Here is a 22,051-nt window from a genome sequence, read left to right as displayed (position 1 = left end):
GTCGACTCACCACGCATGGGCCGGGCGACCGCCCGGCCGAACCCCCTTGGAGCATCTGGTGGCCGTGGACCTCTCCTTCTACAAGTCCTACCTCTCCGAAGAAATCCGAGACGAAGGCCGAGCGGACGCCCTCCTGCTCATCCTCGAACAGCGCGGTCTCCGCATCCCCGACGACGCCCGCCGCCGCATCACCTCATGCCACGACACCGAAACCCTCCGCACGTGGCTGTCCCGGGCCATCACCGCTCCGACGACCGAGGCGATCTTCGGACAGGAGTGACGGAACCGGTTTCCGCCCCGAGCGACACCGGCGGTCCGGCAGCCTGATCCGGTTCCAGCAGGTCGTCGAGCGCGCGGGCGAAGGCCCGGAAGCCTGACTTCCCGGCCTCGGGCGCGTTCGAGCCGGGCCGGACGATGTCCGGCAGGAACATCACCCGCCAGGTGCGGAAGGCGGCAGCCGGCGTGCTCTGTCCCACGAGCCGCACGGCGATCGCCAGCGCCTCGGCGACGCGCTCCGCGTCCTGCCGTACGTCCGCCGCGCCCCCCGCCTTGACGAGGGCGGCGGTGACCAGTGCCTGCACCAGATCGGCGAGCTGGAGATCGGCTCCGGCGCGGCACATCCGCCGTACCGTGTCCGGCCGCTCCAGCTCCTCGACCGGGTCCGGTACGCCCTCGATCCCCCGGGACCAGAGCAGCAGCCACTCCACCGTCACCGGGTGTTCCCGCAGATACCCCAGCGCGTCGGCGAGGCCCATCGCCGCCGGGCTGAACCCGCCGATGTCCCGCACGAGGTCCAGCAGCCGCCGCACCTCGCCACCGCGTCCGTCGACCAGCTCCCCGACCGACGCGGCGGCCACGCTCCACGTGCCGGTCGCCACCACCGCCCCGATCTCCACGATCCCGCCGAGCGCCGCGAACACCGGGCGCGCCACCTGCTCCTCCGGGACCGCGAAGGGCCGGCCCGCCGGCCCGGCCCCGCTCACGCTCGGCCCTCCGGACCGCGGACGGCACGAACCGGTCCCCGTCCCACGGCCCTGCCCCACCCGGTCACCACCTGACCAGCACCCCCCGCCAGGTCCACCCCGCGCCGAGCACCGCCCCCAGCAAGGGCCTCCTCATGTCCCGCGAGTCGAAGCGGAACGTCTCGACCCTGCGGCGGCGGCCGTCGGGATCCCGCTCGTACGTCCACCGGCGGGACACCGCGGTCGACGGTCCGCGGCCGTACCGCCTGCCGCCGTGCTCGGGCGACCTGTCCCAGCGCTCGTCAAGGGTGAGGACCTCACACTTACCGGGGACGAAGCGCATCCGGGTCCTGAGGGTCAGGTCCAGTTCGGGGACCCGCCACTCCGCCACCAGGTCCGCCTTCTCGGCGGGGAGGGCGTTGCGGACGCGGAACGGCACGTCCGGCCCGTCGAGCGCGAGCAGTGCGGCCCTGACCTCCGGGGCGGGCAGCGGTACGACACCGCGGTCGGGATACGTGGTGCCGGTGACCCGGTCCCACAGGCGCCGCCGCGCGGCCGGTCGTGCCATGACTGCCTTCCCCCCACCCGCTCGGCGCCCGACTCGCGAAGGAAGCAGGCTAACAACCGCCGCCGCACGCAGGCCCTACTCCGCGCCCCGCACCCGCGCGAACGACGTCTCCAGCCCCCGCTTCACCACCCGCGCCAGCGGGCGCTCCACGCACCGGTGCACCAGCAGGCTCAGCACCAGGAAGCCGGCCAGCACCAGCGCCACCAGCAGCCGTGCGTCCAGCTCGTCCCGCAGCCGGTTGATCACCGTCGTACCGGCCGCGTAGTGCGTCAGGTACAGGGGATACGTCAGGCTGCCCGCCGTCACCAGCCACCGCCCGCGGATCCGGTCCGTCCGGCCGAGGGCGATCGCCACCATGACCCCCAGGAACACGGTGTAGATCAGCACCGCGCCCCGCCACCCGGACACCCGCTCGACCTCGTCGATCCGCAGGCCCAGTTCCCGCTGGGCCATCAGCCACGACATGCCGAGGACGCCCCACAGCAGCAGGTCCGGGCCGAAGCGGTGCATCAGGTAGAGGGCCAGGCCGGCGATGAAGTACCAGGCGCCGTCGGGGTCGGCGGCCAGTTCCAGCAACGGCAGGTCCGCCACCGGCGCGAGCATCGCCGCCGCACCCCACACACAGCAGAACAGCACGACCTTGCGGTACGTCAGCCCGGTGGCGACCACGGCCAGGAAGAGCAGGTAGAAGCGGAGCTCGGACCAGAGGGTCCAGTACACGCCGTCCACGTTCCGCACGCCCGAGCCCGACTGGAGCATCGTCAGGTTGAGCAGGACGTCACGCCAGCGCAGGCGCTCCCACACGCCCGGCCACGCCGCCAGCACGCCCGTCGTGAACAGCACCGCGAACCAGTAGGCGGGGTAGAGGCGGATCACACGGGAGACGAAGAACTGCCTCGGCGTGCGGCCCCAGCAGGACATGCAGATGACGAAGCCGCTGACGACGAAGAAGACCTCCACGCCGATCCAGCCGTAGGAGGCGACGTGGAACACCGTCGGCATGATCTCGGAGACCGGGCGGCCCCAGATCGGATTGCCCGGCCGGTCGGCGCGCCAGGTGCCGGCGTAGTGGTGGAGCGCGACCATCAGCGCGGCGAGCAGGCGTATGCCGTCGAGGACGTGGAGGCGGGGCGCCCGCTCCCGGCGCGGGGCGGGGGCGGGGCGGCGCTCCGGCCGTACGGCGAGAGGGGGGAGGGTCAGGCCAGTCATCCCGGGGAGACTACGGCGGTCACAACCACCTCACAGGGAACGCAGAGGGACATTCCCCTCGGGCGCCCGGCGAAGTTGCCGCAACGCTCGCCGGAGCGTCCAAGTCCGTTTCTCGGGGCTTCACTTGACGGAGGCGCGGGCTGATGATCGTGGCCATGTACAAGCGAAGACGCGTTCTCGGCACCTTCCTCGGCGTCGGCGTCGCCACCGCCGCGCTCCCCGGCCTCACGCCCGTCCTCGACGACCCGCCTTGGGAACTGCTCCTGCCCGGCGCCGTGTTCCTCGTCGTGAACCAGCTGATCTACAGCTACCCCAACGCCGTCAGGGGCCCCGGCGCCTCCCTCGCGATGGTGGAGATCCTCGCCGTGATCGGCTTCCTCCAGGACACGCTGGTCTGGCTGCTCGCCTCATGGATCAGCTCCGAGCTCGGCAGCGGTGTCCATGTCGACGGCTTCCTCAGCGCCTTGCTCGGCGGCCTCGTCGTGCGCGCCGTGGTCCTCGTGTGCATGGCGATCGGCCCGCAGCCGACGGCGGCCGAGCAGGGGGCGTGAGAGGAGCAGTGAGGGGTCGCCTTCGCCCGGCGGGCGCCGGTCGACCGGGGTCCTGCGCGGGCACGCGAAAGGGCCCGTACGACCGGAGTCGTACGGGCCCTCTCAGGAGCTCGCTGCTGGAGCTACCAGATCAGATCGACAGACTTACTTGTTGATCTTGGTGACCTGGCCGGCGCCCACCGTGCGACCACCCTCACGGATGGCGAACTTCAGGCCCTCTTCCATGGCGATGGGCTGGATGAGCTCCACCTTCATCTCGGTGTTGTCACCCGGCATCACCATCTCGGTGCCCTCGGGGAGGGTCACAACGCCCGTCACGTCCGTCGTACGGAAGTAGAACTGCGGACGGTAGTTGTTGAAGAACGGCGTGTGGCGGCCACCCTCGTCCTTGGACAGGATGTAGGCCTGCGCCTCGAACTCGGTGTGCGGGGTGACCGAGCCCGGCTTGATGATGACCTGGCCGCGCTCGACGTCCTCGCGCTTGATGCCGCGGAGCAGCAGACCGACGTTCTCACCGGCCTGGCCCTCGTCGAGCAGCTTGCGGAACATCTCGATACCGGTGACCGTGGTGGTGGTCTTCTCGGTCTTGATGCCGATGATGTCGACGGTCTCGTTGACCTTCAGGACACCACGCTCGATACGGCCGGTGACGACCGTACCGCGACCGGTGATCGTGAAGACGTCCTCGATCGGCATGAGGAACGGCTTGTCGACGTCGCGCTCCGGCTCCGGGATGGCGGAGTCGACGGCGTCCATCAGGTCCAGGACGGACTTGCCCCACTCGGCGTCGCCCTCGAGCGCCTTGAGCGCCGAGACCTTGACGACCGGGACGTCGTCGCCCGGGAACTCGTACTCGGAGAGGAGCTCACGGACCTCGAGCTCGACGAGCTCCAGGATCTCCTCGTCGTCCACCATGTCGGCCTTGTTCAGGGCGACGACGATGTACGGAACGCCGACCTGGCGGGCCAGGAGCACGTGCTCCTTGGTCTGCGGCATCGGGCCGTCGGTGGCGGCGACCACGAGGATCGCGCCGTCCATCTGCGCGGCACCGGTGATCATGTTCTTGATGTAGTCCGCGTGACCCGGGCAGTCGACGTGGGCGTAGTGACGCGCCTCCGTCTGGTACTCGACGTGCGCGATGGAGATGGTGATACCGCGCTGACGCTCCTCAGGAGCCTTGTCGATCTGGTCGAAGGCCGAGGCCTCGTTCAGGTCCGGGTACTTGTCGTGCAGCACCTTGGTAATGGCGGCCGTGAGGGTCGTCTTACCGTGGTCGATGTGACCGATGGTGCCGATGTTGACGTGCGGCTTAGTCCGCTCGAACTTCGCCTTCGCCACTGGGGTCCTCCTGTGGAGTGGTTCTGTACGCCTTGGTTCATCGGCGCCAGGTGATCTTTGCTGTTGGGTCCCGGGCCTCGGGCCATCCCGCCACGAATGCGGAGGAATGGCCCGGGAGGCTCCGGTGTCAAGCCTACGGCGTGCGCACGGAGTGCGTTACTCGCCCTTGGCCTTCGCGATGATCTCCTCGGCGACGTTCCGCGGAACCTCGGCGTAGGAGTCGAACTGCATCGAGTAGCTTGCGCGACCCGAGGTCTTGCTACGGAGGTCGCCGACGTAGCCGAACATCTCCGACAGGGGCACGAGGCCCTTCACGACACGGGCACCCGCCCGCTCCTCCATGGCCTGGATCTGGCCACGGCGGGAGTTGATGTCGCCGATGACCTCACCCATGTAGTCCTCGGGCGTGGTGACCTCGACGGCCATCATCGGCTCGAGCAGCACGGGGCTGGCCTTGCGCGCGGCCTCCTTGAAGGCCTGCGAACCGGCGATCTTGAACGCGAGCTCGGAGGAGTCGACCTCGTGGTAGGCGCCGTCGAGCAGGGTGACGCGCACGCCGGTCATCTCGTAACCGGCGAGGATGCCGAACTGCATGGCCTCCTGCGCACCGGCGTCCACCGAAGGGATGTACTCCTTCGGGATGCGGCCACCGGTCACCTTGTTCACGAACTCGTACGAGGCGTCGCCGCCCTCGATCGGCTCGATCGCGATCTGCACCTTGGCGAACTGGCCGGTACCACCAGTCTGCTTCTTGTGCGTGTAGTCGACCCGGTCGACCGCCTTGCGGATGGTCTCGCGGTAGGCGACCTGCGGCTTGCCGACGTTGGCCTCGACCTTGAACTCACGGCGCATACGGTCGACCAGCACCTCGAGGTGCAGCTCGCCCATACCACCGATGATGGTCTGGCCGGTCTCCTCGTCCGAGTGGACCTGGAAGGACGGGTCCTCCTCGGCCAGGCGCTGGATCGCGATGCCCAGCTTCTCCTGGTCGCCCTTGGACTTGGGCTCGATGGCGACCTGGATGACCGGCGCCGGGAAGTCCATGGACTCCAGGATCACCGGCTGCTTGTCGTCGCACAGCGTCTCACCGGTCGTGGTCTGCTTCAGACCCATGACGGCGACGATGTCGCCGGCGCCCACCGCGTCGATCTCCTCACGCTTGTTCGCGTGCATGCGGTAGATCTTGCCGATGCGCTCCTTCTTGCCCTTCACGGAGTTCAGCACGGCGGTGCCGGACTCCAGGCGGCCGGAGTACACGCGGACGAAGGTGAGCTTGCCGAGGTGCGGGTCGCTCATGATCTTGAACGCCAGCGCCGACAGCGGCTCGTCGTCGGACGGCTTGCGCTTGACGACCGTCTCCGGGTCCTTGACGTCGTGGCCCTCGATGGCCTCGACGTCGAGCGGGGAGGGGAGGTAGCGCACGACCGCGTCGAGCAGGGGCTGGACGCCCTTGTTCTTGAACGCGGTGCCGCAGAACACCGGGGTGACCGTGGTGTCCGTGGACTTGCCGGACGCGATGGTGATACGACGGATCGCGGCGTACAGCTGCTCCACGGAGGGCTCCTCGCCCTCCAGGTACAGCTCCATGATCTCTTCGTCGTTCTCGGCCACGGCCTCGATCAGCTTGCCGCGGTACTCCTCGGCAGCCTCGGTGTGGGTGTCCGGGATGTCGACGATGTCGTACATCTCGCCCTTGGTCGCCTCGGCGGACCAGACGAACGCCTTCATCGTGACGAGGTCGACGACGCCCTTGAAGTCGGCCTCGGCACCGATCGGCAGCTGCATGACGAGCGGCTGCGCGCCCAGGCGGTCGCTGATCATGTCGACGCAGCGGTGGAACTCGGCGCCGGTGCGGTCGAGCTTGTTCACGAAGCAGATGCGCGGGACGCCGTAGCGGTCCGCCTGACGCCACACCGTCTCGGACTGGGGCTCGACGCCGGCCACGCCGTCGAACACGGTCACGGCACCGTCGAGCACACGCAGGGAACGCTCCACCTCGACGGTGAAGTCGACGTGCCCCGGGGTGTCGATGATGTTGATCGTGTGATCGACGTCGGCCAGCGGCCAGTGACAGGTGGTGGCAGCAGAGGTGATCGTGATGCCACGCTCCTGCTCCTGCTCCATCCAGTCCATGGTGGCAGCGCCGTCGTGGACCTCACCGATCTTGTAAGACACACCGGTGTAGAACAGGATCCGCTCGGTGGTGGTCGTCTTGCCCGCGTCGATGTGGGCCATGATCCCGATGTTGCGGACCTTGGCCAGGTCAAGTGAAGTGGTAGCCATAAGGCTTCAGTCTTCTCTCGGTCTCGATGTGGGTAGCGACTACCAGCGGTAGTGCGCGAAGGCCTTGTTGGACTCGGCCATCTTGTGCGTGTCCTCGCGCTTCTTCACAGCGGCACCGAGGCCGTTGGACGCGTCGAGAAGCTCGTTGAGCAGGCGCTCGGTCATGGTCTTCTCGCGACGGGCGCGGGAGTAGCCGACGAGCCAGCGCAGCGCCAGGGTGCTCGCGCGGCCGGGCTTGACCTCGACCGGGACCTGGTAGGTCGCGCCACCGACACGGCGGGACTTGACCTCGATGGTCGGCTTGATGTTCTCGAGAGCGCGCTTCAGCGTGATGACCGGGTCGTTGCCGGTCTTCTCGCGCAGGCCCTCCATGGCGCCGTAGACGATGCGCTCGGCGGTGGAGCGCTTGCCGTTCAGCAGCACCTTGTTGATGAGCGACGTGACAAGAGGAGAACCGTAGACCGGGTCGATGATGACCGGGCGCTTCGGGGCGGGGCCCTTACGAGGCATTCTTACTTCTCCTTCTTGGCGCCGTAGCGGCTGCGGGCCTGCTTGCGGTTCTTCACACCCTGGGTGTCAAGCGAACCGCGGATGATCTTGTAGCGAACACCCGGCAGGTCCTTCACACGGCCACCACGCACGAGCACGATGGAGTGCTCCTGCAGGTTGTGTCCCTCACCCGGAATGTAAGCGGTGACCTCGATCCCGCTGGTCAGACGCACACGCGCGACCTTACGCAGGGCCGAGTTCGGCTTCTTCGGGGTGGTCGTGAACACACGCGTGCAGACGCCGCGGCGCTGAGGGGAGCCCTCGAGTGCGGGCGTCTTGTTCTTCTCGACCTTGTCCTGCCGGCCCTTACGGACCAGCTGCTGGATCGTAGGCACTACTTCTCCGGTTTCTGTGTGCCGATTTGTACAGCTAACCTGGAACTTCGCCGACCCACGCGGTCGGGTGTGTCGGATCCCGCGGACTTCCGCCGCGAGGCAGAAAGAGGCGCGGATCACGGTGGCCGCTCTCGGCCCCGGTGCGGTCGAAGGCACGCACGAGGGCCAGGGCACACCCCAGGCACAAGGTCTGAGCGTACCCAGCGCAATCTCTCCGGTCAAAACAAAAGCGGCGCCCCCGGTGGACCGTGACCGGCGGGCCGCGTGAGCTGCGGGTTCGCGGAGGCGCCGGTGACCGCCCCCGCGCACCGCGGACCGGCGGGCGGAAGGTCCGCCGGCCCGCCGGGCCAAATCTTGTGGTGGGTCGGACGCGTGTCGGGAGGGATTCTCAGCCGCCGAGTGTGCTTTCATGCGCCCCCGATGCCGCCTCGGCCGCCCGTGCCGCCGATGGCGGAGAGGGCACCGATGGCGCCCGTGCCACCGATGCCACCGATGCGACCTGTGCCGCCTGTGCCGCCTGCGCCGCCTGCGCCGCCTGCGCCGCTGGCAGCATCGGCGTCGGCGTCGGCGTCGGCGTCGGCAGCGTCTCCGTGGCGGAGGGCATCGCCGTGTCGTGGCCCACGAAGTACGTCGGGCGGTTCTGTACGGCGGTGTAGATGCGGCCGACGTACTCGCCGAGCAGCCCCACGCAGATCAGCTGGACGGCGCCGATGAACAGGACCCCGGTGAAGAGGGAGGTCCAGCCGGGGACGGTGTGGTCGAAGGCGTGGGCGCCGAGGGTGTAGACCATCAGCCCCAGGCAGACCAGGAAGGCGAAGCCGCCCAGCCAGGTGGCGATGCGCAGGGGGGCCGCCGAGAAGCCGGTGACGCTGTCGAGCGCGAGCCGGACCATCCGGCCCAGGGGGTACTTGCTGCGGCCCGCCGGGCGCGGGGCGCGTTCGTAGGTGACGCGGCCGCTGGGGAAGCCGAGCCACGGCACCAGCAGGCGGTAGACGCGCTGCTGGTCCGGCAGGGACTTCAGCGCGTCGACGGCGCCCCGGCTGAGCAGCCGGAAGTCGCCCGCCTGGGCGGGGACCGAGGGCCCGGCGAGGCGGCGGACGAGGCGGTAGTACAGGCCGGCCGTCCACCGCTTGAACCCGGTGTCGCTGGTGCGGTCGGTCCGGATGCCGTAGACGATGTCGAGGCCCTCGCCGCGGGCCAGGGCGAGCATGTCGGGGATCTTCTCGGGCGGGTCCTGGAGGTCGGCATCGAGGCTGACCACGTACGCGCCGAGCGCACGGTCCAGGCCGGCGGTGAGGGCGGCCTGGTGGCCGGAGTTGCGGCGCAGGCCGATCACGCGCAGTTGCGGCCAGCCGAGCCGGAAGGCCGCGAGCAGTTCGGCGGTCCGGTCGGTGCTGCCGTCGTCGACGGCGACCACCTCGTAGTCGACACCGAGGCCGGCGAGGACCGGACGCAACCGGCTGACCAGTGCGGGAAGGACCTCTTCCTCGTTGTACACGGGTATGACGACCGACAAGACGGTCGGTCCGGCCGTCGTGTCCCGGGAATCCACTGCTTCGGCCACCGCCCCTCCCCCAACCTGTGGCGCGCATGTGCGAGTCTGTTGCGATCTTATGACTGACACTTCACGATCATCCGGACAACGCCCCTCCTCGGGGGTCCGGTGATCGGGGCCGAGGGGGGTCCACACTCATGAGCACGGCTTCCAGCGGCGCGGCGGCGGAGTCCGCCGTGCCCGACGAGCGGAAGACGCGGCCCCGGAGCGTGCGCCGCCCCACCCTGCCGGCCGGTGTACGACCGTACCTCGCCCCGCTGATCCTTTACGGCGTCACCAAGCTCGTCGGGCTGACCGTCTTCGCGGTCCTGCTGGAGGCCGCCGGGGACTACCGGAAGAAGGAGCCGCGGTTCGGCGGCGGCGCCCACTGGTGGGACGTCCTCTCCACCTGGGACGGCTGGTGGTACCTCCAGGTCGCCGAGAAGGGCTACGACCCGCGCCCGCTGGAGCCGCTCGACCCCGGCGGCCTGTTCACCGTCAAGCAGAACTCCGTCGCGTTCTTCCCGCTCTACCCGGGCCTGATACGGGGGGTGTCGGAGGTGACGGGGCTCGGCCTGTTCGGGTCCGGGATCCTGGTCTCCGTCCTCGCCTCGTTCGTCGCGGCCGCCGGGATCTACGCCGTCGTCTCGCTGCTCGCGGGCGCCCGCGCGGGGACGATCGCCGCCGGGCTGTGGGCCGTGGTGCCCGGCGCGGGCGTCGAGTGGGCGGTGTACTCGGAGTCCCTGTTCGTGGCGATAGCGGCCTGGTGCTGCTACTGCGTGATGCGCCACCGCTGGGTGGCGGCCGGGCTGCTCGCCTTCGTCGCCGGCCTGAACCGGCCCACCTCCGCCGCGCTCATCGGCGCGGTCGGGCTCGCCGCGCTGGTGACGCTGGCCCGGCGGGAGGGCAGACGCGAGCACGGGGTGGTGGGGCCGGTGTACGCCATGGTCGCCGCGCCGCTCGGTCTGCTCACCTACGTCGCCTGGGTCGGCCTGAGCATGGGCGACCTGACCGCGTACTTCACGCTCCAGCGCGAGGGGTGGGCGCACTACTTCGACTTCGGCGCCTACACGCTCGACGTGCTGGGCGACACGGCCGTCGGCCGGCACGACTACCTGTTCGCCTTCTCCGTCCCCGACCTGATCGCCGTACAGCTGGTGCTGGCGCTGCCCTTCCTGGTCGCGCTGATGCTGCGCAGGAAGCCGCCGCTGGTGCTGGTCGCGTACACGCTGGCGAGCATCGTCACCGTGCTGGGCACCCAGCAGATGTTCGGCAACACCCCGCGCTACCTGCTGCCCTGCTTCCCGCTGCTGCTGGCCCCGGCGGCGGCGATGGGCCGGCTGAAGTGGCCGAGCCTGGCCGTGTTCTTCTCGACGGCGGCGGTGGCGTCGGGGTGGTACGCGCACTACGTGATGTTCGAGTTGGGGATTCCGTAGGGCGGGCGGCCTGCCGTCCGGCGCCGGACCACGGGGTTACGGGGTCGGCGGGGCCGTGGGGTGTGTGCGGCGGTCAGGGGGAGGTGACCGCCGCCAGGAACAGGATCACCAGGAACACCGCCCAGCCCGCGACCGACAGCCAGCCCAGGACGAGGCCGGCCAGGGCGAAGCCGTCACCGCCCTCGCCGGTCCGGCGGATCTCGGCGCGGGCGGAGTGCCCGAGGATCACCGCGGGGATGCCGGTGACGCCCATGGTCATCGTGGTGAGGACACCGCAGACCATGGCGCCGACCGCCTTGCCGTTGGTGGGCGGGGGCGGTGCGGGCAGGAACGTCCGCGGCACCGCCGGGTACGGCGGGTACGCCTGGACCGGCGGGGCGGCGGGCTGTATCGCCACCGGACCCTGCGGAAGGTCGGCGACCAGCTGGGACAGCTCGCCGACCGTGCGTGCCTCGTAGGCCCGCGCCACCCGCCGGTCGAACTCGGCCTGCTGGAGGCGCCCCTCGGCGAATCCCGCTCTGAGCACGTCGACGGCGCGCTCGCGATCCGCGTGGGACGCGAGCATGACCGGACTGCTCTGCGCCTGCTGCCACGGCTGCCATGGCGACGGGTACGACACGGGCACCTCCCCCGGACGGCTTGAATGCCTCCATCATTCCCCTACGCTCCGGGCCTCGCGATGGTTCCCCCGCGCGAACCACCGATTCCGCCCCGGCACGAACGGGCGTGCGGGCACTCGGGCGTTCTCACCGCACGCGTCTCACCGCACGCGTCTCGCCGTGCCCCGGGCCGCGCGTTCGGCGGCGAAGACGTCCTCCAGCCGGAAGAGCTGCGCCCGGCCCGCCTTGCCGGCCGGTCTCAGGTGGCCCAGCTGCACCCACTTGCGGATGGTGGCGGGGGCGACGCCGACCTCCTGGGCGGCCAGGGGGCCGGGGATGAGGGTGGGCTGTTCGGACCGTGCAGAATTCTCGTTCCGCGTGCCGCTCACCGGGCCGCCGCCTCCCACTCGTTCTCGTCCCAGGTGTGCCGGTAGGCGGGATCGTCGTGACAGCCGCAGTCCGGCTCCGGGCAGCGGCAGGCCGGGTTGACGCACAGGACGGCGCCGCGGTCGGGGAAGGCCCGCAGCGACACCGAGTCGCACCAGGGGCACCGCCCGGACACCCGGACGACGGTCTCGGTGTCCCCCAGCGCACGGGCGCAGCGGCGCGCCATCCGCCGGGTCTCGTCGCGCACGTGCGCGGCCAGGACGGGGTCGGCGCCGATGCCGTCGAGGAGGGCGGCGATCCGTCGTAGCCGCTCCGGCACGGGTGCGCGGCGCGCGCGGGGCAGGCCGAGGCGGTCCCGTACGGCTTCCTCCAGTTCCACCACGCCGTCGGAGATGTCGCGGAGGGCGTCCGAGATGTGCAGCCGGAGGGGTGCCGCGCTGTGGCCGGGGGCGACGAGTCCGTGCTGCTGCTGGAGGAGCAGCGCCTCCTCGCGCTCCGCGCGGAGACGGTCGGCGAGGTCGGCGGGGGGCGTCGGCGCCGGGCGGTGGGTGGGGGCGGTGCGGCCGGGGACGAGCTCGGCGGCGAGTTCGGGGAGTTGCTGGAGGAGCTGGGTGATCCAGAGGGCGGTCTGGGTGGGGGTGGCGGTCTGGGTGGGGGTGGGGTGGGGATGGGCGGGGTGGGGATGCGCGGGGTGGGGATCGGCGGGGCGGGGATGGGGACCGCGGGCGTCGGTGGGGCCCGGGGAAGTGCCGCGGGCGTCGGCCGGGCCCGGGGAAGTGCCGCGGGCGTCGGCCGGGCCCGGGGAAGTGCCGCGGGCGTCGGCCGAGCGCGGGTCCGGGCGGAGGCGGGCGTCGGCGGGGTGCCGTTCCGGGCGGCGGGATCGGGGGGCCGGGAGGCCGGAACGGGGGTCCGGGAGGCCGGAACGGGAGGCCACCGGGCCGGAAGAATGATCCGGGAGTCCGGAACGGGGGGCCACCGGGCCGGAGGAGTGATCCGGGAGTCCGGGGCGGGAGTCCGCGAGGCGTGGATCGTGCGGGTGGTCCTTGGCGTGGTCGGCGTCGGCGGGGTGCCTCGGGGGCGTTCCACCGGCGGCCGGGCGGTTGTCAGCCAAGGAGGCCTCCCCTGAGTGCGGACGCGGCGGCAGGGGCCGAAGCCGCGAGCCGGGACGACGGCGCGAGCCGGGACGAAGGCGCGAGCTGGGACGAAGGCGCGAGCTGGGGCGGTACGGCGACCGGGCGGCCGGAGCGCCACAGGCGGCCTCCGCAGACGCCGTCGAACCCGTTCTCCGCCGGTGCCACCGCCTCCTCACAGGCGCGGCGCACCGTGCAGCCGGCGCAGGCGCGCAGCGCGGGGGCGGCCTCCTTGGCCTTCTTGGAGAAGACCACGCGCGGGGGCAGTCCGACGCAGGCCGCCGCGGACTGCCAGGCCACGCTGTCGGAGACGCGCGTTCCGGGGGTACGGGGCTGGGACGGACGTGGGCGAGCCGGTGGACACGAGTCGGGAACGGACATGGAGCCTCCCTGACGGGGTCGAAGAACGAGCCGTGCTGCGGACAACGCCCTCCAGAGTACAGATTGCGTGCGCGCTCGCAATAACTTTGGATCACCTACCGCTTCCGAGCCGCCCCCTCCACGCCCGACCACGCACCCGCCCCCACCAGACCTCCGCAAATCGCACCACTTTTCCTAAGTGCTTGCACGAGAGCACGTAATTCCGCGCGCGCAAGCAAGCTAAACTTTGTCGCCTCCGAAGGAAGCGAGCACACAGATGACCAGCCAGGATCTGGACGCGTTCGCGGCTTGGGTCGAAGACCTGATGCGCGACCGCGGCTACGACATCGACAGCCCGCGCGGCGGCGGGAAGTCCCGGATCGCGGACGAGGCGGGCGTCCACCGCGCCGCCGTCACCCGCCTGTTGCAGCGCCAGAGCATGCCGGACCTCGAGACCACCCGCCGGCTCGCCCGCGTGCTGGGCGTGCCGGTCCGCGACATGCTCATCCGTTCCGGCCGGCTGACCGCCGAGGAACTGGCCGACCCCCACGACTACTTGGCGTCTCCCACCCCGAGCGCCGAGTTCGGGCGGCGGCCGACCCTGGAGGAGGTCGCCGACCTGCTGGGCGTCCCCGCCGACCGGCGGGAGATGTTCGTCAGAGTCGTGGAGCAGTTCCTCCCGAGCGAGACCGAGGCGGAGGCGGGGACGGCGACCGGAGCCGTGGCCGCTGCCGCGACCGCGGCCGGTGCGCATGACGGGCGGGTGCTGATGGAGACGGCGGCAACGGGCACGTCCCCCGCCGCCGACTGACCCGACCCGGCGGACGGTCCGATCGACGAGCACCCGTGGGCCGACGGGGGCCCGTTCGACGGCCTCGACCGAACACGCGGGCGTGACTTCCTCCCAGCTCTCCGACACACGCCCCACCTCCCCACCTCCCCACCTCCCCACCCCGCACGCCCCACCTCCCCACCTCCCCACCCGCACGCCCCACCTCCCCGACCGCCACTCCCCACTCCCCGGTCCCCACCTTCCCCACCTGCGCTTCCGCCTCTCCGGCACCCGCACTTCCGCCCCTCCCGCACCTCCCTTCGCAACTGCCACGCCGATTTAGTTGCGTGCGCGCACGCTCGTCTGTCACAGTTGGTGCAGCGGCGGAGCTGTGCCCGCGACGCGGGCCGCACTCGTCGCCGTACGCCGGGCCGAGGCGCCGCGTCCTCCCCCGCCCCTCTCGCGGCGCCCGCCCGGCGGCCTTCCCCTTCTTCCCGGCGAGGTGACCCGGCACATGACCACACCCACCCCACCGAGCGCCTTCCCGGACGTCGAGGCCCTGGTCGTCGACATCCTGGAGGCCGACTCGGCCCTGTCCACGGCGCTGGTCGCCGTGGAACCGCCCGAGAGCTTCGACGGCACGGCCGCCGCCGTGCTCGTCAACCGGCGCGGCGGCGCCTGGGTCGGCGAACTCCACGTCGACCAGCCGCTGATCGAGATGGAGGTGTACGGCCCGACCAAGCAGGCCGCGCACGTCCTGGCCAACGCGGCCCGCCGCGCGCTGATGGCCGCCGCCGGCAACCGCTACGGCACCAACCTCATCACCGAGGTGGTCGAGGAGGACGGCCCGCGCTGGCTGCCCGACTACCTCTACTCCGCGGCCAACCGCTACGTGAGCGTGCACAAGGTGTACCTGGACGTCTACTGACGCGTCCGGGCCCGGCTCGCCCGAGCGGACCCGCCCCACGGACCGAAGGCCCCGCCGACCCGGCGGGGCCTTCGCCGTACCCGGAGACCTCCGGGACGGCACCCCACCCCCAGGCACCATCCCTCTACAAGGAGACCCACCATGGCAGGCACCAACTCCTCCGAGATCCGCATCGCCGGAGTCGGCCGGCTCTACGTCGCCACCGCCGACACCGAGATCCCGACGACCTTCTCCACCGACCCGTCCACCGACTGGGCGACCGGCTGGAAGGACCTCGGCTTCACCAACGGCGAGGGCGTCACCTTCAGCAAGAAGGACAAGCTGGAGCCGGTCGACGTGTGGCAGGCCGTCAGCCCGGTGCACTTCGTGTACTCGGACCGCGACCTGACCCTGAAGTTCTCGCTGCTCCAGTTCAACGAGGACACGCTGCCGTTCTTCATGGGCGGCGGCGCCGTCGAGGCCGTCACCGGTTCCACGGGCGTCTACAAGTACGACATCGCCGACCGCCCGTACGCCGACGTGCGCGCCCTCGGCCTGGAGTTCACGGACGTCCGGGCCGGCGACAACGCCGGTGTGACCTACCGCTTCGGCATCCCGCGCGGCCAGGTCACGGCGGCGGACGACATCAAGCTGGCCCGCAAGTCGCCGGCCCAGCTCGGCATCACCTTCACGGCGATGGCGGCCACCGACGGCTCGTCGCTCGCCAGCTTCGTGATGAAGGACGCCTCGTACGCCGCGTCCTGACCCCCGGGGGGGGGGGGGGCCCCCCCCGCCCCCCCCCCGCCCCGGGCCCCACCCCCTCTTTTCCCCAGGCTTCCCAGCAGGCTTCCCGGACTCCAAGGAGCACGCATCACCATGGCCCGTTTCGACGTCAACGCCGCCCGCGCCCAGCGCCTCGAAGCCCTCGGCCGCACCTGGTCGTTCGAGCTCGACGGCGACACCTTCACGCTGCCCACCGAGCTGACCCGCGCCACCGCCCGCGCCCTGCGCGAGCTCGACGACAACGACGTCGACGGGCTGCTCGGCCTGCTGATGGGCGAGGAGCAGTTCGCCCGCTTCGCCCAGCACGAGATCACCATGCAGGACATCGCCGCCATCCTGGAGGCATACGGCAAGGAGACCGGGCTCGGCCTGGGGGAAGGCTGAGCCTCGTCGGGTTCGTCGACGAACACGCCGAGGCCCTCGAAGCGGACCTGCTCCGCTATTACGGCATCGACCTGCTCGACTGGCACCGCGACCGCCTCTCCGCGCGGCGGCTCGCGGTGCTCATCAAGCACCTGCCACGTGACAGTGCCGTCAACCGGGACCTGTACGGGGAGGCCGCCGAGTGGTCGGTGACGGACCATCTGCTGGCCGCTGCCGTGGACCATCTGGCGGCGGCCAACTGGATGTTCGCCTGCGTCAACACCGCCGAGGACGGGGACCAGCCGGAGCCTCCGGTGCCGGTGCCGCGGCCGGGCGACGGGACGGACGACGGGGACGCGGACGTGTCCGCCGGTACGTCGTCCGGCCCGGACGCCCCGCGGGGAGACCGGGCCCCCGACGGGGACGACGGGCGGGGCGGGGCGCCGTCCGCCGCCCAACTGACCCGGTTCTTCGGCTGACTCCGGGCCGCACGCGAGCCGGACCGCCCCGCCCCGGCGCACAGTTGGCCAGGGTCCGCGCACGGCAGGGCGGGTCCGGAACGGCCGGGCCGCGCGTCGGCCCACCGCATCCGGTGGCTCAGCGCGGACCCGGCGCCCCCGGCTGCTCGTCCCGCCGACGTCCGCCGGCCCGGCCCTCCAGGTCGTCGGCGAGAGCGCGGGCCCGGTCCGACAGCCGACGCCGTTCGTCGCCCCCGACACCCGTGGGGTCGGCCGGTTCCACCGACGACCGGTCACCGGGTTCCGGCCGCCGTCCCCTGTCCCGTCCGCCCCCCGGCCCGTTCTCAGCGGGCCGGTCCAGCGGGGGCACGCTGGGGCGGCCGTTGCGGCGGACCACCGGGCGCCGTTCCGAGGGGGTCGGCCGCTTCTCGCGCACCTCGCGGGCGGAGAGCAGGAAGTCACCCGAGGCGTCGCCGCCCCGGTCGTCCGGAGGGTCCTCCGCCGGCGTCCGGGCCGGCGGAACGGGCACCGGCGTCCCGTCGGCCACCGACCGCTCCCGCTCGCCGCGCGCCTCTACTCGCGTCACCTCGCTGGGGGGCCGCAGCAGCTGGACGTACGGCAGCGGGATCACCTCGCCGCCCGGTGCGCCGTCGGGCCGGCGGGCCCGGCGCGGCCGGCGGCCGGTGCGGGCGTCCTCCTGCCCCTGGAGGTAGGCGGCGGTGATCCGCTCCTCGTACGCGCGCCGGATCGCGGGGAGTTGCTCGGCGACCACGTCGGCCCAGCCCGCGCTGTAGGCGGCCATCTCCCGTCGGTCGAGTTCGGCGCGGGGCAGGACGACGAGGTCGCTCGGGTCGTGGCCGAGACGGAGCACGAGTTCGGACACGCGGGCGATGAGGTGCGGCAGGTCCGAGGCCTGTTCGAGCCAATCGATCACATGATCATGTCGCGCGTTGCTCGCGTCGCCGTCCACCCCGTGATGCCCTGCTCTCGTCCTTGCCCCAGCGCGCCCCCGCGCGAGGACGGCCCCGCCCCGTCGCCGTCCACCGTCGTCCGACGGCCCCTCAGATCAACTGCCGGGCCCGCTCGTTCACTCCCCATTCACCGACGTAAGAACCGGCCGGATCCTACTCCACCTACCTGACACAACCTCCACCGCACCCCGCATCACCGCAGGTCCGGCCTGCGATGCGACGGAGAGTCCTCGACAAACACGGAACGGCACCACAGGATTACTCGTACACTAGTTCGAACGCGCGTTTCGAACGCCCCAGAGGCGCCACCTGTACCACAGCCCAGCGGACAGACCGGAAAGCAGGCCGACATGGCGACTGGCACGAGCAACTCCCCGAAGCAGCCGATCGACACCTACACCCGCCTCGCCCACCTCCTGCACACCACGGCCCCCGACCGCGAGGCCCTGGTGGACCGGGTCTACGAGGAACTGCTCGCCCGGGAGTCCCGCGCCTACGCGGCCGGCTGGTCGGACGCACTGACGGAGGCGCGGCGGGCCCGCGGCGGGCGCCGCTCGTAGCCCGCACCGTCCGCAGCCCGGAGCCCGCCGCCCGCGTCGTCCAGACCCACGTCGCTCCGCCCGCCGGGTCCCGCACGAGGCCCGGCCCGTGCGGTCAGACGTTCTTCGTCCAGCGCGAGAACCCTCGGAGGACGGCTCGCCGGCTCCATCGCAGGCCGAAGTGGAACCGGAGCTGGGGCACCACCTTGCCCTGATGCATCCCCTGCCTCGTCCAGAACGAGTAGTGGACGTCATCGGGATCCCCGAAGAACTGCCAGAACGTGCGTGAGGCGTCGTATCGGCCGATGAACCGCGCCATCTCCTCGGCCTGGGTCATCCTGTCCAGCCAGAAGAGCACGAGTGTCGTGCCCTCACGCCCGGCATTCCACTCACCGACCGCACGCACCGCCGGCAACGGCAGCCCGTACCAGGGGGAGTCCCCGACACCGAGTCGTTCCTCCACCTTGCTGGCGGGCCCTGCATCCTCGAAGATCCCTCGTTCCATGTTCGGCCTGACCGCCCAGTCACCGATCCACTCGGACAGCGAGCCCCGCTCCAGCCGGGTACGAATCACCTCGGTGCCGGCGTCCGACCGATCCGCCTCCCTCGACTCCTCCGGTCGCTTCGATTCACCGTAGAGGAAAACATCCACGCCTTGCCCCGGATGAAATTCATCCGCGATTTGCAGGGCTCTTTCCGCGTACCAGGCGATCGAACATTTCCTGTTCGGCTCGAAATACCAATTCCAACTGGTCGGGACGGCAAGCACGACGCGCACATCATCAGAAGGCATGTGGGAAAGCTACCACAGGAGGGTAATCATGGGACGAGATCTCAAAGAAGTCGACGAGGCTCTCACAACCCTCAAGACCGATACCGAAACCAGCATCTCCGGGATAAAGACCACCCTCGGGACGCACACCACCGATATCGCCGGGATAAACACAAAGCTCGGCAAGCAAGCCACGGACATCACCAAGCTCCAGCAGTCCTACAAGGGACTCCGGACGACCCACAGCGGCATCTCCACGTCCCTCTCCTGGATGAGCAACTCCATCGCCGCACACACGAACGGTCTCACCGGTCTCGCCGCCAGCCTCACTCTCCTGACCGTCGGGCTCTCGATCTTCAAGGTCGACGAAAAGGGCATCACGATCCTCGGCGCAACCCGGGAATTCCCCTGGAAGAAGAAGATCGACGACCTCCAGAAAAAAATCGAGTCGCAGACCCAGAAGACAGACCGCGAGAAGAAGGAAAAGCGCGACAAGCTCATCGACGACAACTACCAGTACATCGACAACCTGAAGGAAACCGAGCAGACGGTCCAGAAGCTCAAGCAGCGGATCGAGGCCGCCCGCCAGGCCGCGGACCAGGAGCGCACACGGATGACCTCGAACCCCAGGATGCGGACCGATGCGGGAATCGACGTGGCGAGGCCCATAGTCCGCGGTGTCGCCAGCGACGTGAGGGTTCTACGCAGCGCTCTCCTGGAACTGACCGCGGCTTTCTAAGGAGTCATACATGTCGTTGTCCTCAGCGGCGAGCCGGGCCGCCAACTCACTCCAGCAGTTCAAGTCCCAGGCCACCGGGGTCGCGACGGCGACCCAGAGTCTCAGTCGTGCGGCGCAGAGCGGCAAGGGCGAGATCGGCAAGCTCCGCTCCGCCTCACAGGAGACGGTCAAGCAGCTGAAAGATCTCAAAACCGCCTCCGACCAGGCCGAGAAGTCCATTTCCAAGGCCGGCAAGACCGGCTCCACCGCCGGTAAGAACCTCGGTAAGTACGAGTCCGGGGCGAGCAAGGCGGCCAAGGGCCAGGACAAGATGAACAAGTCGATGAAGGGCAACTTCTTCGGCATGCTCATGGATCTGCTCATGCCGCTCATCGAGAAGGTCGTCGAGATGGCGACCAAGTCGAAGACCATGCAGAAGGTCCTCCAGACCGCCTTCGGCGTCATCAAGTCCGTGATCAGCACCGTGATGAAGGCCATCGGGCCGATCATGAAGAGCGCCGCCAAGCTGATCAAGTCGGTCTGGACCGGCATCAAGACGGCGATCTCGGCGGTCGTCAAGGCCGTCGCCACCGTCATCAAGACCTACGTCGCCATCTGGAAGAAGGTCATCACCACCGCGCTGAACGCGATCAAGACGGTCGTCTCCAGCGTCTGGAAGGGCATCAAGGCCGTCATCTCGCCCGTCGTCAACTGGGTCAAGTCCGCCGTCCCGAACGCCTTCCGCGCCGTCAAGGACAAGCTGTCCAGCATCTGGGGCGGCCTGAAGGGCATCGCGGGCCGCGCCTTCGACGGCATCAAGAGCGCGGTGAAGGGCCCGATCAACGGCGTCATCGGCATCATCAACCGCGCGATCGGCGCCCTCAACGGCATCAAGGTGTCGATCCCCGGCTGGGTCCCCGGCGTCGGCGGCAAGACCTTCGGCGTCAGCCTGCCGAGGATCCCCATGCTGGCCACCGGTGGTGTCGTCCTGCCCCGCTCCGGCGGTGTCCCGGCGATCCTCGCCGAGGCCGGTGAGGCGGAGGCCGTCCTGCCGCTGAGCAAGCTGGACCGGCTGCTGAAGCGGGCCGCCGCCCAGGGCCCGGCCTTCGCCGGAGCCGGCGGGTCGAGCGGCGGCGCGCTGACCATCGAGCACTACTACGCGGCCGAGGACACCAGCCCCCAGCGGACCGCGGACGCCCTGATGTTCCTGGCGAAGGCGCGCGGATGAGTGCCGCCGCGATACCGGCCGGCCACGTGCCGGCCAACCCGTTCGCCGGGGTCGCGCCCGTCCTGCTTCCCTTCCGGTCACGGGTGAACCAGAGCGGCACCGCACTGCGTTCGGTGACCGGCCGGATCAAGGACGCAACCGCTGGAATCGACCGCGTCCGTTCGGCCGCGACGCAGAGCGCGACCACGGTGCGGAGCTTCAGGGCGAACGCCGACGCCGCCGCCCGTACCGTCACCCGCACCGGCCAGAGCGCCGCCACCGCCGCCTCCGGGATCAAGTCGGCCGGTACCCGCGCCAAGGGTGCGGGCCGGACCGTCGGGCGCCTCAAGTCGGCCCTCGGCGGCGTGTTCGCTCTCGTCGCCGGCCTCATCGACGTCGCCAGCCTGGTCGGCGACCTCATGGGCACCTTCGGCACCGCCATGACCATAGGCGCCGGCGTCATGCTGATCATCAACGCCCTCACCCGCGCCAACCCCATCGGCTTCGTCACCGGCCTGCTCCTCCCGGTCGCCGGATGGCTGATCGACCTGGCGCTGAACTCGGAGACCGGACAGCGGCTGATGGAGCAGCTCGCCACGCTCGTGCTCAAGTACGTCGAGGGCTACCTGACCGCCATGACCCCGCTGCTCAAGGCCGTCGCGAGCGCGGTGAACCTGTACGTCACCGCCTACCTGAGCGTGATCACCACCGCGCTCACCGTCATCGGCGCCCTCGTCGGCACCGGGTTCGCCGTGCTGAAGGCGCTGACCACTGGTGACACCCGGGCGCTCAGCGGCAAGGTGTCGTCGGTCTGGCGGGGGTTCAAGGACCGGATCAAGCCGGCCCTGACGTGGATCACCCAGGACGTCCCCCGGATGTTCACCCGGGTCAAGGAGGCGACCTCCCGCACGCTGAACGCGCTGGGGCAGTTCGTCACCACGGGCGCCCAGACGTTCGCCGGTGTGGTCAAGGGGCCGGTCCAGGGCCTCATCGCCTTCGCCAACTGGGTCATCGACAAGCTCAACGGCCTCAGCTTCAGCCTGCTCGGCAAGAAGTTCGGCGTCGACATCGACAGGATCCCGATGCTCGCCGAGGGCGGCGTCGCCCTCCCGGGCGCCTCCTCGCGGGCGGGCCGGGTGCTGCCGCTGACCGACCTGGAACGCCGGCGCGCCCTCGCGCGCGGGCGGCGCGTGTCCGCGGCCCAGGCCCCCCACCGCGTCAAGGAGTTCCACGAGACCCGGGGCGCCGGCGCCCGCTCCACCGCCGAAGACCTGCTCTTCCTCGCATCCGCCCACGCCTGCCCCTGACAGTGAGGTGACG

Annotated in this window: 26 protein-coding genes; 12 read left to right on the top strand and 14 right to left on the bottom strand. The window is 70.6% G+C overall.

The window, feature by feature from the left end; genetic code table 11:
* Positions 1-58 precede the first annotated feature (58 nt).
* Positions 59-280, top strand: a complete 222-nt coding sequence (locus tag ACFYWQ_RS06115) for a hypothetical protein (protein WP_389513292.1) — start codon at positions 59-61, stop codon at positions 278-280.
* Here the strand turns inward: ACFYWQ_RS06115 and ACFYWQ_RS06110 are convergent.
* The 3 genes from ACFYWQ_RS06110 to ACFYWQ_RS06100 form a co-directional block, all read right to left on the bottom strand.
* Positions 240-983 carry a hypothetical protein gene (locus ACFYWQ_RS06110; protein ID WP_389513291.1) on the bottom strand — a complete coding sequence of 248 codons (744 nt, stop codon included), beginning with the start codon at positions 981-983 and terminating at the stop codon, positions 240-242. The genes ACFYWQ_RS06115 and ACFYWQ_RS06110 overlap by 41 nt on opposite strands.
* Before the next feature lie 64 nt (positions 984-1,047).
* Positions 1,048-1,530, bottom strand: a complete 483-nt coding sequence (locus ACFYWQ_RS06105; RefSeq protein WP_389513290.1) for a hypothetical protein — start codon at positions 1,528-1,530, stop codon at positions 1,048-1,050.
* 75 nt (positions 1,531-1,605) lie between these two features.
* Positions 1,606-2,739 (bottom strand): acyltransferase family protein, encoded by a 1,134-nt coding sequence (locus ACFYWQ_RS06100; RefSeq protein WP_389513289.1) that lies wholly within the window; start codon positions 2,737-2,739, stop codon positions 1,606-1,608.
* A 155-nt stretch (positions 2,740-2,894) separates the two neighbouring features.
* On the opposite strand from ACFYWQ_RS06100, the gene ACFYWQ_RS06095 reads away from it, so the two are divergent.
* The gene (locus tag ACFYWQ_RS06095) at positions 2,895-3,290 is read left to right on the top strand and encodes a hypothetical protein (protein WP_389513287.1); all 396 of its coding nucleotides are present in this window, start codon (positions 2,895-2,897) and stop codon (positions 3,288-3,290) included.
* A gap of 144 nt (positions 3,291-3,434) precedes the next feature.
* Here ACFYWQ_RS06095 and tuf read toward each other — a convergent pair whose 3' ends face one another.
* The 5 genes from tuf to ACFYWQ_RS06070 form a co-directional block, all read right to left on the bottom strand.
* A complete protein-coding gene (tuf, locus tag ACFYWQ_RS06090) occupies positions 3,435-4,628 on the bottom strand; it encodes an elongation factor Tu (RefSeq protein WP_389513285.1) in 1,194 nt (397 codons plus the stop codon).
* Positions 4,629-4,784: 156 nt separating this feature from the next.
* On the bottom strand, positions 4,785-6,911 hold the full coding sequence (fusA, locus tag ACFYWQ_RS06085) for an elongation factor G (protein ID WP_385066672.1): 2,127 nt from the start codon (positions 6,909-6,911) through the stop codon (positions 4,785-4,787).
* Positions 6,912-6,950: 39 nt separating this feature from the next.
* Complete coding sequence (gene rpsG / locus ACFYWQ_RS06080) at positions 6,951-7,421, bottom strand: 30S ribosomal protein S7 (protein ID WP_030788318.1); 471 nt, start codon at positions 7,419-7,421, stop codon at positions 6,951-6,953.
* A 2-nt stretch (positions 7,422-7,423) separates the two neighbouring features.
* The gene (gene rpsL, locus ACFYWQ_RS06075; protein ID WP_003948652.1) at positions 7,424-7,795 is read right to left on the bottom strand and encodes a 30S ribosomal protein S12; all 372 of its coding nucleotides are present in this window, start codon (positions 7,793-7,795) and stop codon (positions 7,424-7,426) included.
* Between the two features lie 388 nt (positions 7,796-8,183).
* Positions 8,184-9,359, bottom strand: a complete 1,176-nt coding sequence (locus tag ACFYWQ_RS06070; protein WP_389513283.1) for a glycosyltransferase family 2 protein — start codon at positions 9,357-9,359, stop codon at positions 8,184-8,186.
* A 128-nt stretch (positions 9,360-9,487) separates the two neighbouring features.
* On the opposite strand from ACFYWQ_RS06070, the gene ACFYWQ_RS06065 reads away from it, so the two are divergent.
* Positions 9,488-10,765 (top strand): hypothetical protein, encoded by a 1,278-nt coding sequence (locus ACFYWQ_RS06065; RefSeq protein WP_389513281.1) that lies wholly within the window; start codon positions 9,488-9,490, stop codon positions 10,763-10,765.
* Between the two features lie 73 nt (positions 10,766-10,838).
* On the opposite strand, the gene ACFYWQ_RS06060 is transcribed toward ACFYWQ_RS06065, so the two are convergent.
* The 4 genes from ACFYWQ_RS06060 to ACFYWQ_RS06045 all read right to left on the bottom strand — a co-directional run bounded on the left by ACFYWQ_RS06060 (position 10,839) and on the right by ACFYWQ_RS06045 (position 13,181).
* Positions 10,839-11,330 (bottom strand): DUF1707 and DUF4190 domain-containing protein, encoded by a 492-nt coding sequence (locus ACFYWQ_RS06060; RefSeq protein WP_389514354.1) that lies wholly within the window; start codon positions 11,328-11,330, stop codon positions 10,839-10,841.
* A 195-nt stretch (positions 11,331-11,525) separates the two neighbouring features.
* A complete protein-coding gene (locus tag ACFYWQ_RS06055) occupies positions 11,526-11,753 on the bottom strand; it encodes a hypothetical protein (protein ID WP_389513279.1) in 228 nt (75 codons plus the stop codon).
* A complete protein-coding gene (locus tag ACFYWQ_RS06050) occupies positions 11,750-12,862 on the bottom strand; it encodes a hypothetical protein (RefSeq protein ID WP_389513277.1) in 1,113 nt (370 codons plus the stop codon). Before ACFYWQ_RS06050 ends, ACFYWQ_RS06055 begins: the two co-directional genes overlap by 4 nt.
* Positions 12,855-13,181 (bottom strand): WhiB family transcriptional regulator, encoded by a 327-nt coding sequence (locus ACFYWQ_RS06045; protein WP_389513275.1) that lies wholly within the window; start codon positions 13,179-13,181, stop codon positions 12,855-12,857. The genes ACFYWQ_RS06050 and ACFYWQ_RS06045 overlap by 8 nt, the downstream gene beginning before the upstream one ends.
* Before the next feature lie 337 nt (positions 13,182-13,518).
* On the opposite strand from ACFYWQ_RS06045, the gene ACFYWQ_RS06040 reads away from it, so the two are divergent.
* From ACFYWQ_RS06040 to ACFYWQ_RS06020, 5 genes are all read left to right on the top strand, one after another.
* The gene (locus ACFYWQ_RS06040) at positions 13,519-14,052 is read left to right on the top strand and encodes a helix-turn-helix domain-containing protein (RefSeq protein ID WP_389513273.1); all 534 of its coding nucleotides are present in this window, start codon (positions 13,519-13,521) and stop codon (positions 14,050-14,052) included.
* 475 nt (positions 14,053-14,527) lie between these two features.
* Positions 14,528-14,941, top strand: a complete 414-nt coding sequence (locus ACFYWQ_RS06035) for a hypothetical protein (RefSeq protein WP_389513271.1) — start codon at positions 14,528-14,530, stop codon at positions 14,939-14,941.
* A gap of 141 nt (positions 14,942-15,082) precedes the next feature.
* A complete protein-coding gene (locus ACFYWQ_RS06030; RefSeq protein ID WP_389513269.1) occupies positions 15,083-15,685 on the top strand; it encodes a phage tail protein in 603 nt (200 codons plus the stop codon).
* 111 nt (positions 15,686-15,796) lie between these two features.
* On the top strand, positions 15,797-16,087 hold the full coding sequence (locus tag ACFYWQ_RS06025; protein WP_385066649.1) for a hypothetical protein: 291 nt from the start codon (positions 15,797-15,799) through the stop codon (positions 16,085-16,087).
* A gap of 65 nt (positions 16,088-16,152) precedes the next feature.
* Positions 16,153-16,545 carry a hypothetical protein gene (locus ACFYWQ_RS06020; RefSeq protein WP_389514352.1) on the top strand — a complete coding sequence of 131 codons (393 nt, stop codon included), beginning with the start codon at positions 16,153-16,155 and terminating at the stop codon, positions 16,543-16,545.
* 118 nt (positions 16,546-16,663) lie between these two features.
* Here ACFYWQ_RS06020 and ACFYWQ_RS06015 read toward each other — a convergent pair whose 3' ends face one another.
* Positions 16,664-17,458: a hypothetical protein gene (locus tag ACFYWQ_RS06015; protein ID WP_389513267.1), complete on the bottom strand. Its 795-nt coding sequence runs from the start codon at positions 17,456-17,458 to the stop codon at positions 16,664-16,666.
* 387 nt (positions 17,459-17,845) lie between these two features.
* On the opposite strand from ACFYWQ_RS06015, the gene ACFYWQ_RS06010 reads away from it, so the two are divergent.
* Positions 17,846-18,055: a hypothetical protein gene (locus tag ACFYWQ_RS06010; RefSeq protein ID WP_389513265.1), complete on the top strand. Its 210-nt coding sequence runs from the start codon at positions 17,846-17,848 to the stop codon at positions 18,053-18,055.
* A 94-nt stretch (positions 18,056-18,149) separates the two neighbouring features.
* Here the strand turns inward: ACFYWQ_RS06010 and ACFYWQ_RS06005 are convergent, their stop codons facing one another.
* Entirely contained in the window at positions 18,150-18,827 is a 678-nt protein-coding gene (locus tag ACFYWQ_RS06005; RefSeq protein ID WP_389513263.1) for a hypothetical protein, read from the bottom strand.
* A gap of 28 nt (positions 18,828-18,855) precedes the next feature.
* On the opposite strand from ACFYWQ_RS06005, the gene ACFYWQ_RS06000 reads away from it, so the two are divergent.
* The 3 genes from ACFYWQ_RS06000 to ACFYWQ_RS05990 are packed head-to-tail and all read left to right on the top strand — an operon-like array spanning position 18,856 to position 22,038.
* Positions 18,856-19,545, top strand: a complete 690-nt coding sequence (locus tag ACFYWQ_RS06000; RefSeq protein ID WP_389513260.1) for a hypothetical protein — start codon at positions 18,856-18,858, stop codon at positions 19,543-19,545.
* A 10-nt stretch (positions 19,546-19,555) separates the two neighbouring features.
* Positions 19,556-20,752: a phage tail protein gene (locus ACFYWQ_RS05995; protein WP_389513258.1), complete on the top strand. Its 1,197-nt coding sequence runs from the start codon at positions 19,556-19,558 to the stop codon at positions 20,750-20,752.
* Positions 20,749-22,038, top strand: coding sequence for a tape-measure protein (locus ACFYWQ_RS05990; RefSeq protein WP_389513256.1), 1,290 nt, complete (start codon positions 20,749-20,751; stop codon positions 22,036-22,038). Before ACFYWQ_RS05995 ends, ACFYWQ_RS05990 begins: the two co-directional genes overlap by 4 nt.
* The last annotated feature ends 13 nt before the right edge of the window (positions 22,039-22,051 follow it).

Source organism: Streptomyces sp. NPDC003247, from assembly GCF_042888135.1.
In the GTDB taxonomy this organism is placed as follows: domain Bacteria; phylum Actinomycetota; class Actinomycetes; order Streptomycetales; family Streptomycetaceae; genus Streptomyces.
This window is presented reverse-complemented; position numbering and strand designations above follow the sequence as displayed.

Bases quoted from the DNA above. Each gene is read 5' to 3' on its own strand.
- ACFYWQ_RS06105 (WP_389513290.1), bottom strand. From the start codon at position 1,530: ATGGCACGACCGGCCGCGCGGCGGCGCCTGTGGGACCGGGTCACCGGC.
- ACFYWQ_RS06100 (WP_389513289.1), bottom strand. From the start codon at position 2,739: ATGACTGGCCTGACCCTCCCCCCTCTCGCCGTACGGCCGGAGCGCCGC.
- ACFYWQ_RS06095 (WP_389513287.1), top strand. From the start codon at position 2,895: ATGTACAAGCGAAGACGCGTTCTCGGCACCTTCCTCGGCGTCGGCGTC.
- fusA (WP_385066672.1), bottom strand. From the start codon at position 6,911: ATGGCTACCACTTCACTTGACCTGGCCAAGGTCCGCAACATCGGGATC.
- rpsG (WP_030788318.1), bottom strand. From the start codon at position 7,421: ATGCCTCGTAAGGGCCCCGCCCCGAAGCGCCCGGTCATCATCGACCCG.
- ACFYWQ_RS06065 (WP_389513281.1), top strand. From the start codon at position 9,488: ATGAGCACGGCTTCCAGCGGCGCGGCGGCGGAGTCCGCCGTGCCCGAC.
- ACFYWQ_RS06060 (WP_389514354.1), bottom strand. From the start codon at position 11,330: ATGCTCGCGTCCCACGCGGATCGCGAGCGCGCCGTCGACGTGCTCAGA.
- ACFYWQ_RS06040 (WP_389513273.1), top strand. From the start codon at position 13,519: ATGACCAGCCAGGATCTGGACGCGTTCGCGGCTTGGGTCGAAGACCTG.
- ACFYWQ_RS06035 (WP_389513271.1), top strand. From the start codon at position 14,528: ATGACCACACCCACCCCACCGAGCGCCTTCCCGGACGTCGAGGCCCTG.
- ACFYWQ_RS06030 (WP_389513269.1), top strand. From the start codon at position 15,083: ATGGCAGGCACCAACTCCTCCGAGATCCGCATCGCCGGAGTCGGCCGG.
- ACFYWQ_RS06025 (WP_385066649.1), top strand. From the start codon at position 15,797: ATGGCCCGTTTCGACGTCAACGCCGCCCGCGCCCAGCGCCTCGAAGCC.
- ACFYWQ_RS06010 (WP_389513265.1), top strand. From the start codon at position 17,846: ATGGCGACTGGCACGAGCAACTCCCCGAAGCAGCCGATCGACACCTAC.
- ACFYWQ_RS06005 (WP_389513263.1), bottom strand. From the start codon at position 18,827: ATGCCTTCTGATGATGTGCGCGTCGTGCTTGCCGTCCCGACCAGTTGG.
- ACFYWQ_RS06000 (WP_389513260.1), top strand. From the start codon at position 18,856: ATGGGACGAGATCTCAAAGAAGTCGACGAGGCTCTCACAACCCTCAAG.
- ACFYWQ_RS05995 (WP_389513258.1), top strand. From the start codon at position 19,556: ATGTCGTTGTCCTCAGCGGCGAGCCGGGCCGCCAACTCACTCCAGCAG.
- ACFYWQ_RS05990 (WP_389513256.1), top strand. From the start codon at position 20,749: ATGAGTGCCGCCGCGATACCGGCCGGCCACGTGCCGGCCAACCCGTTC.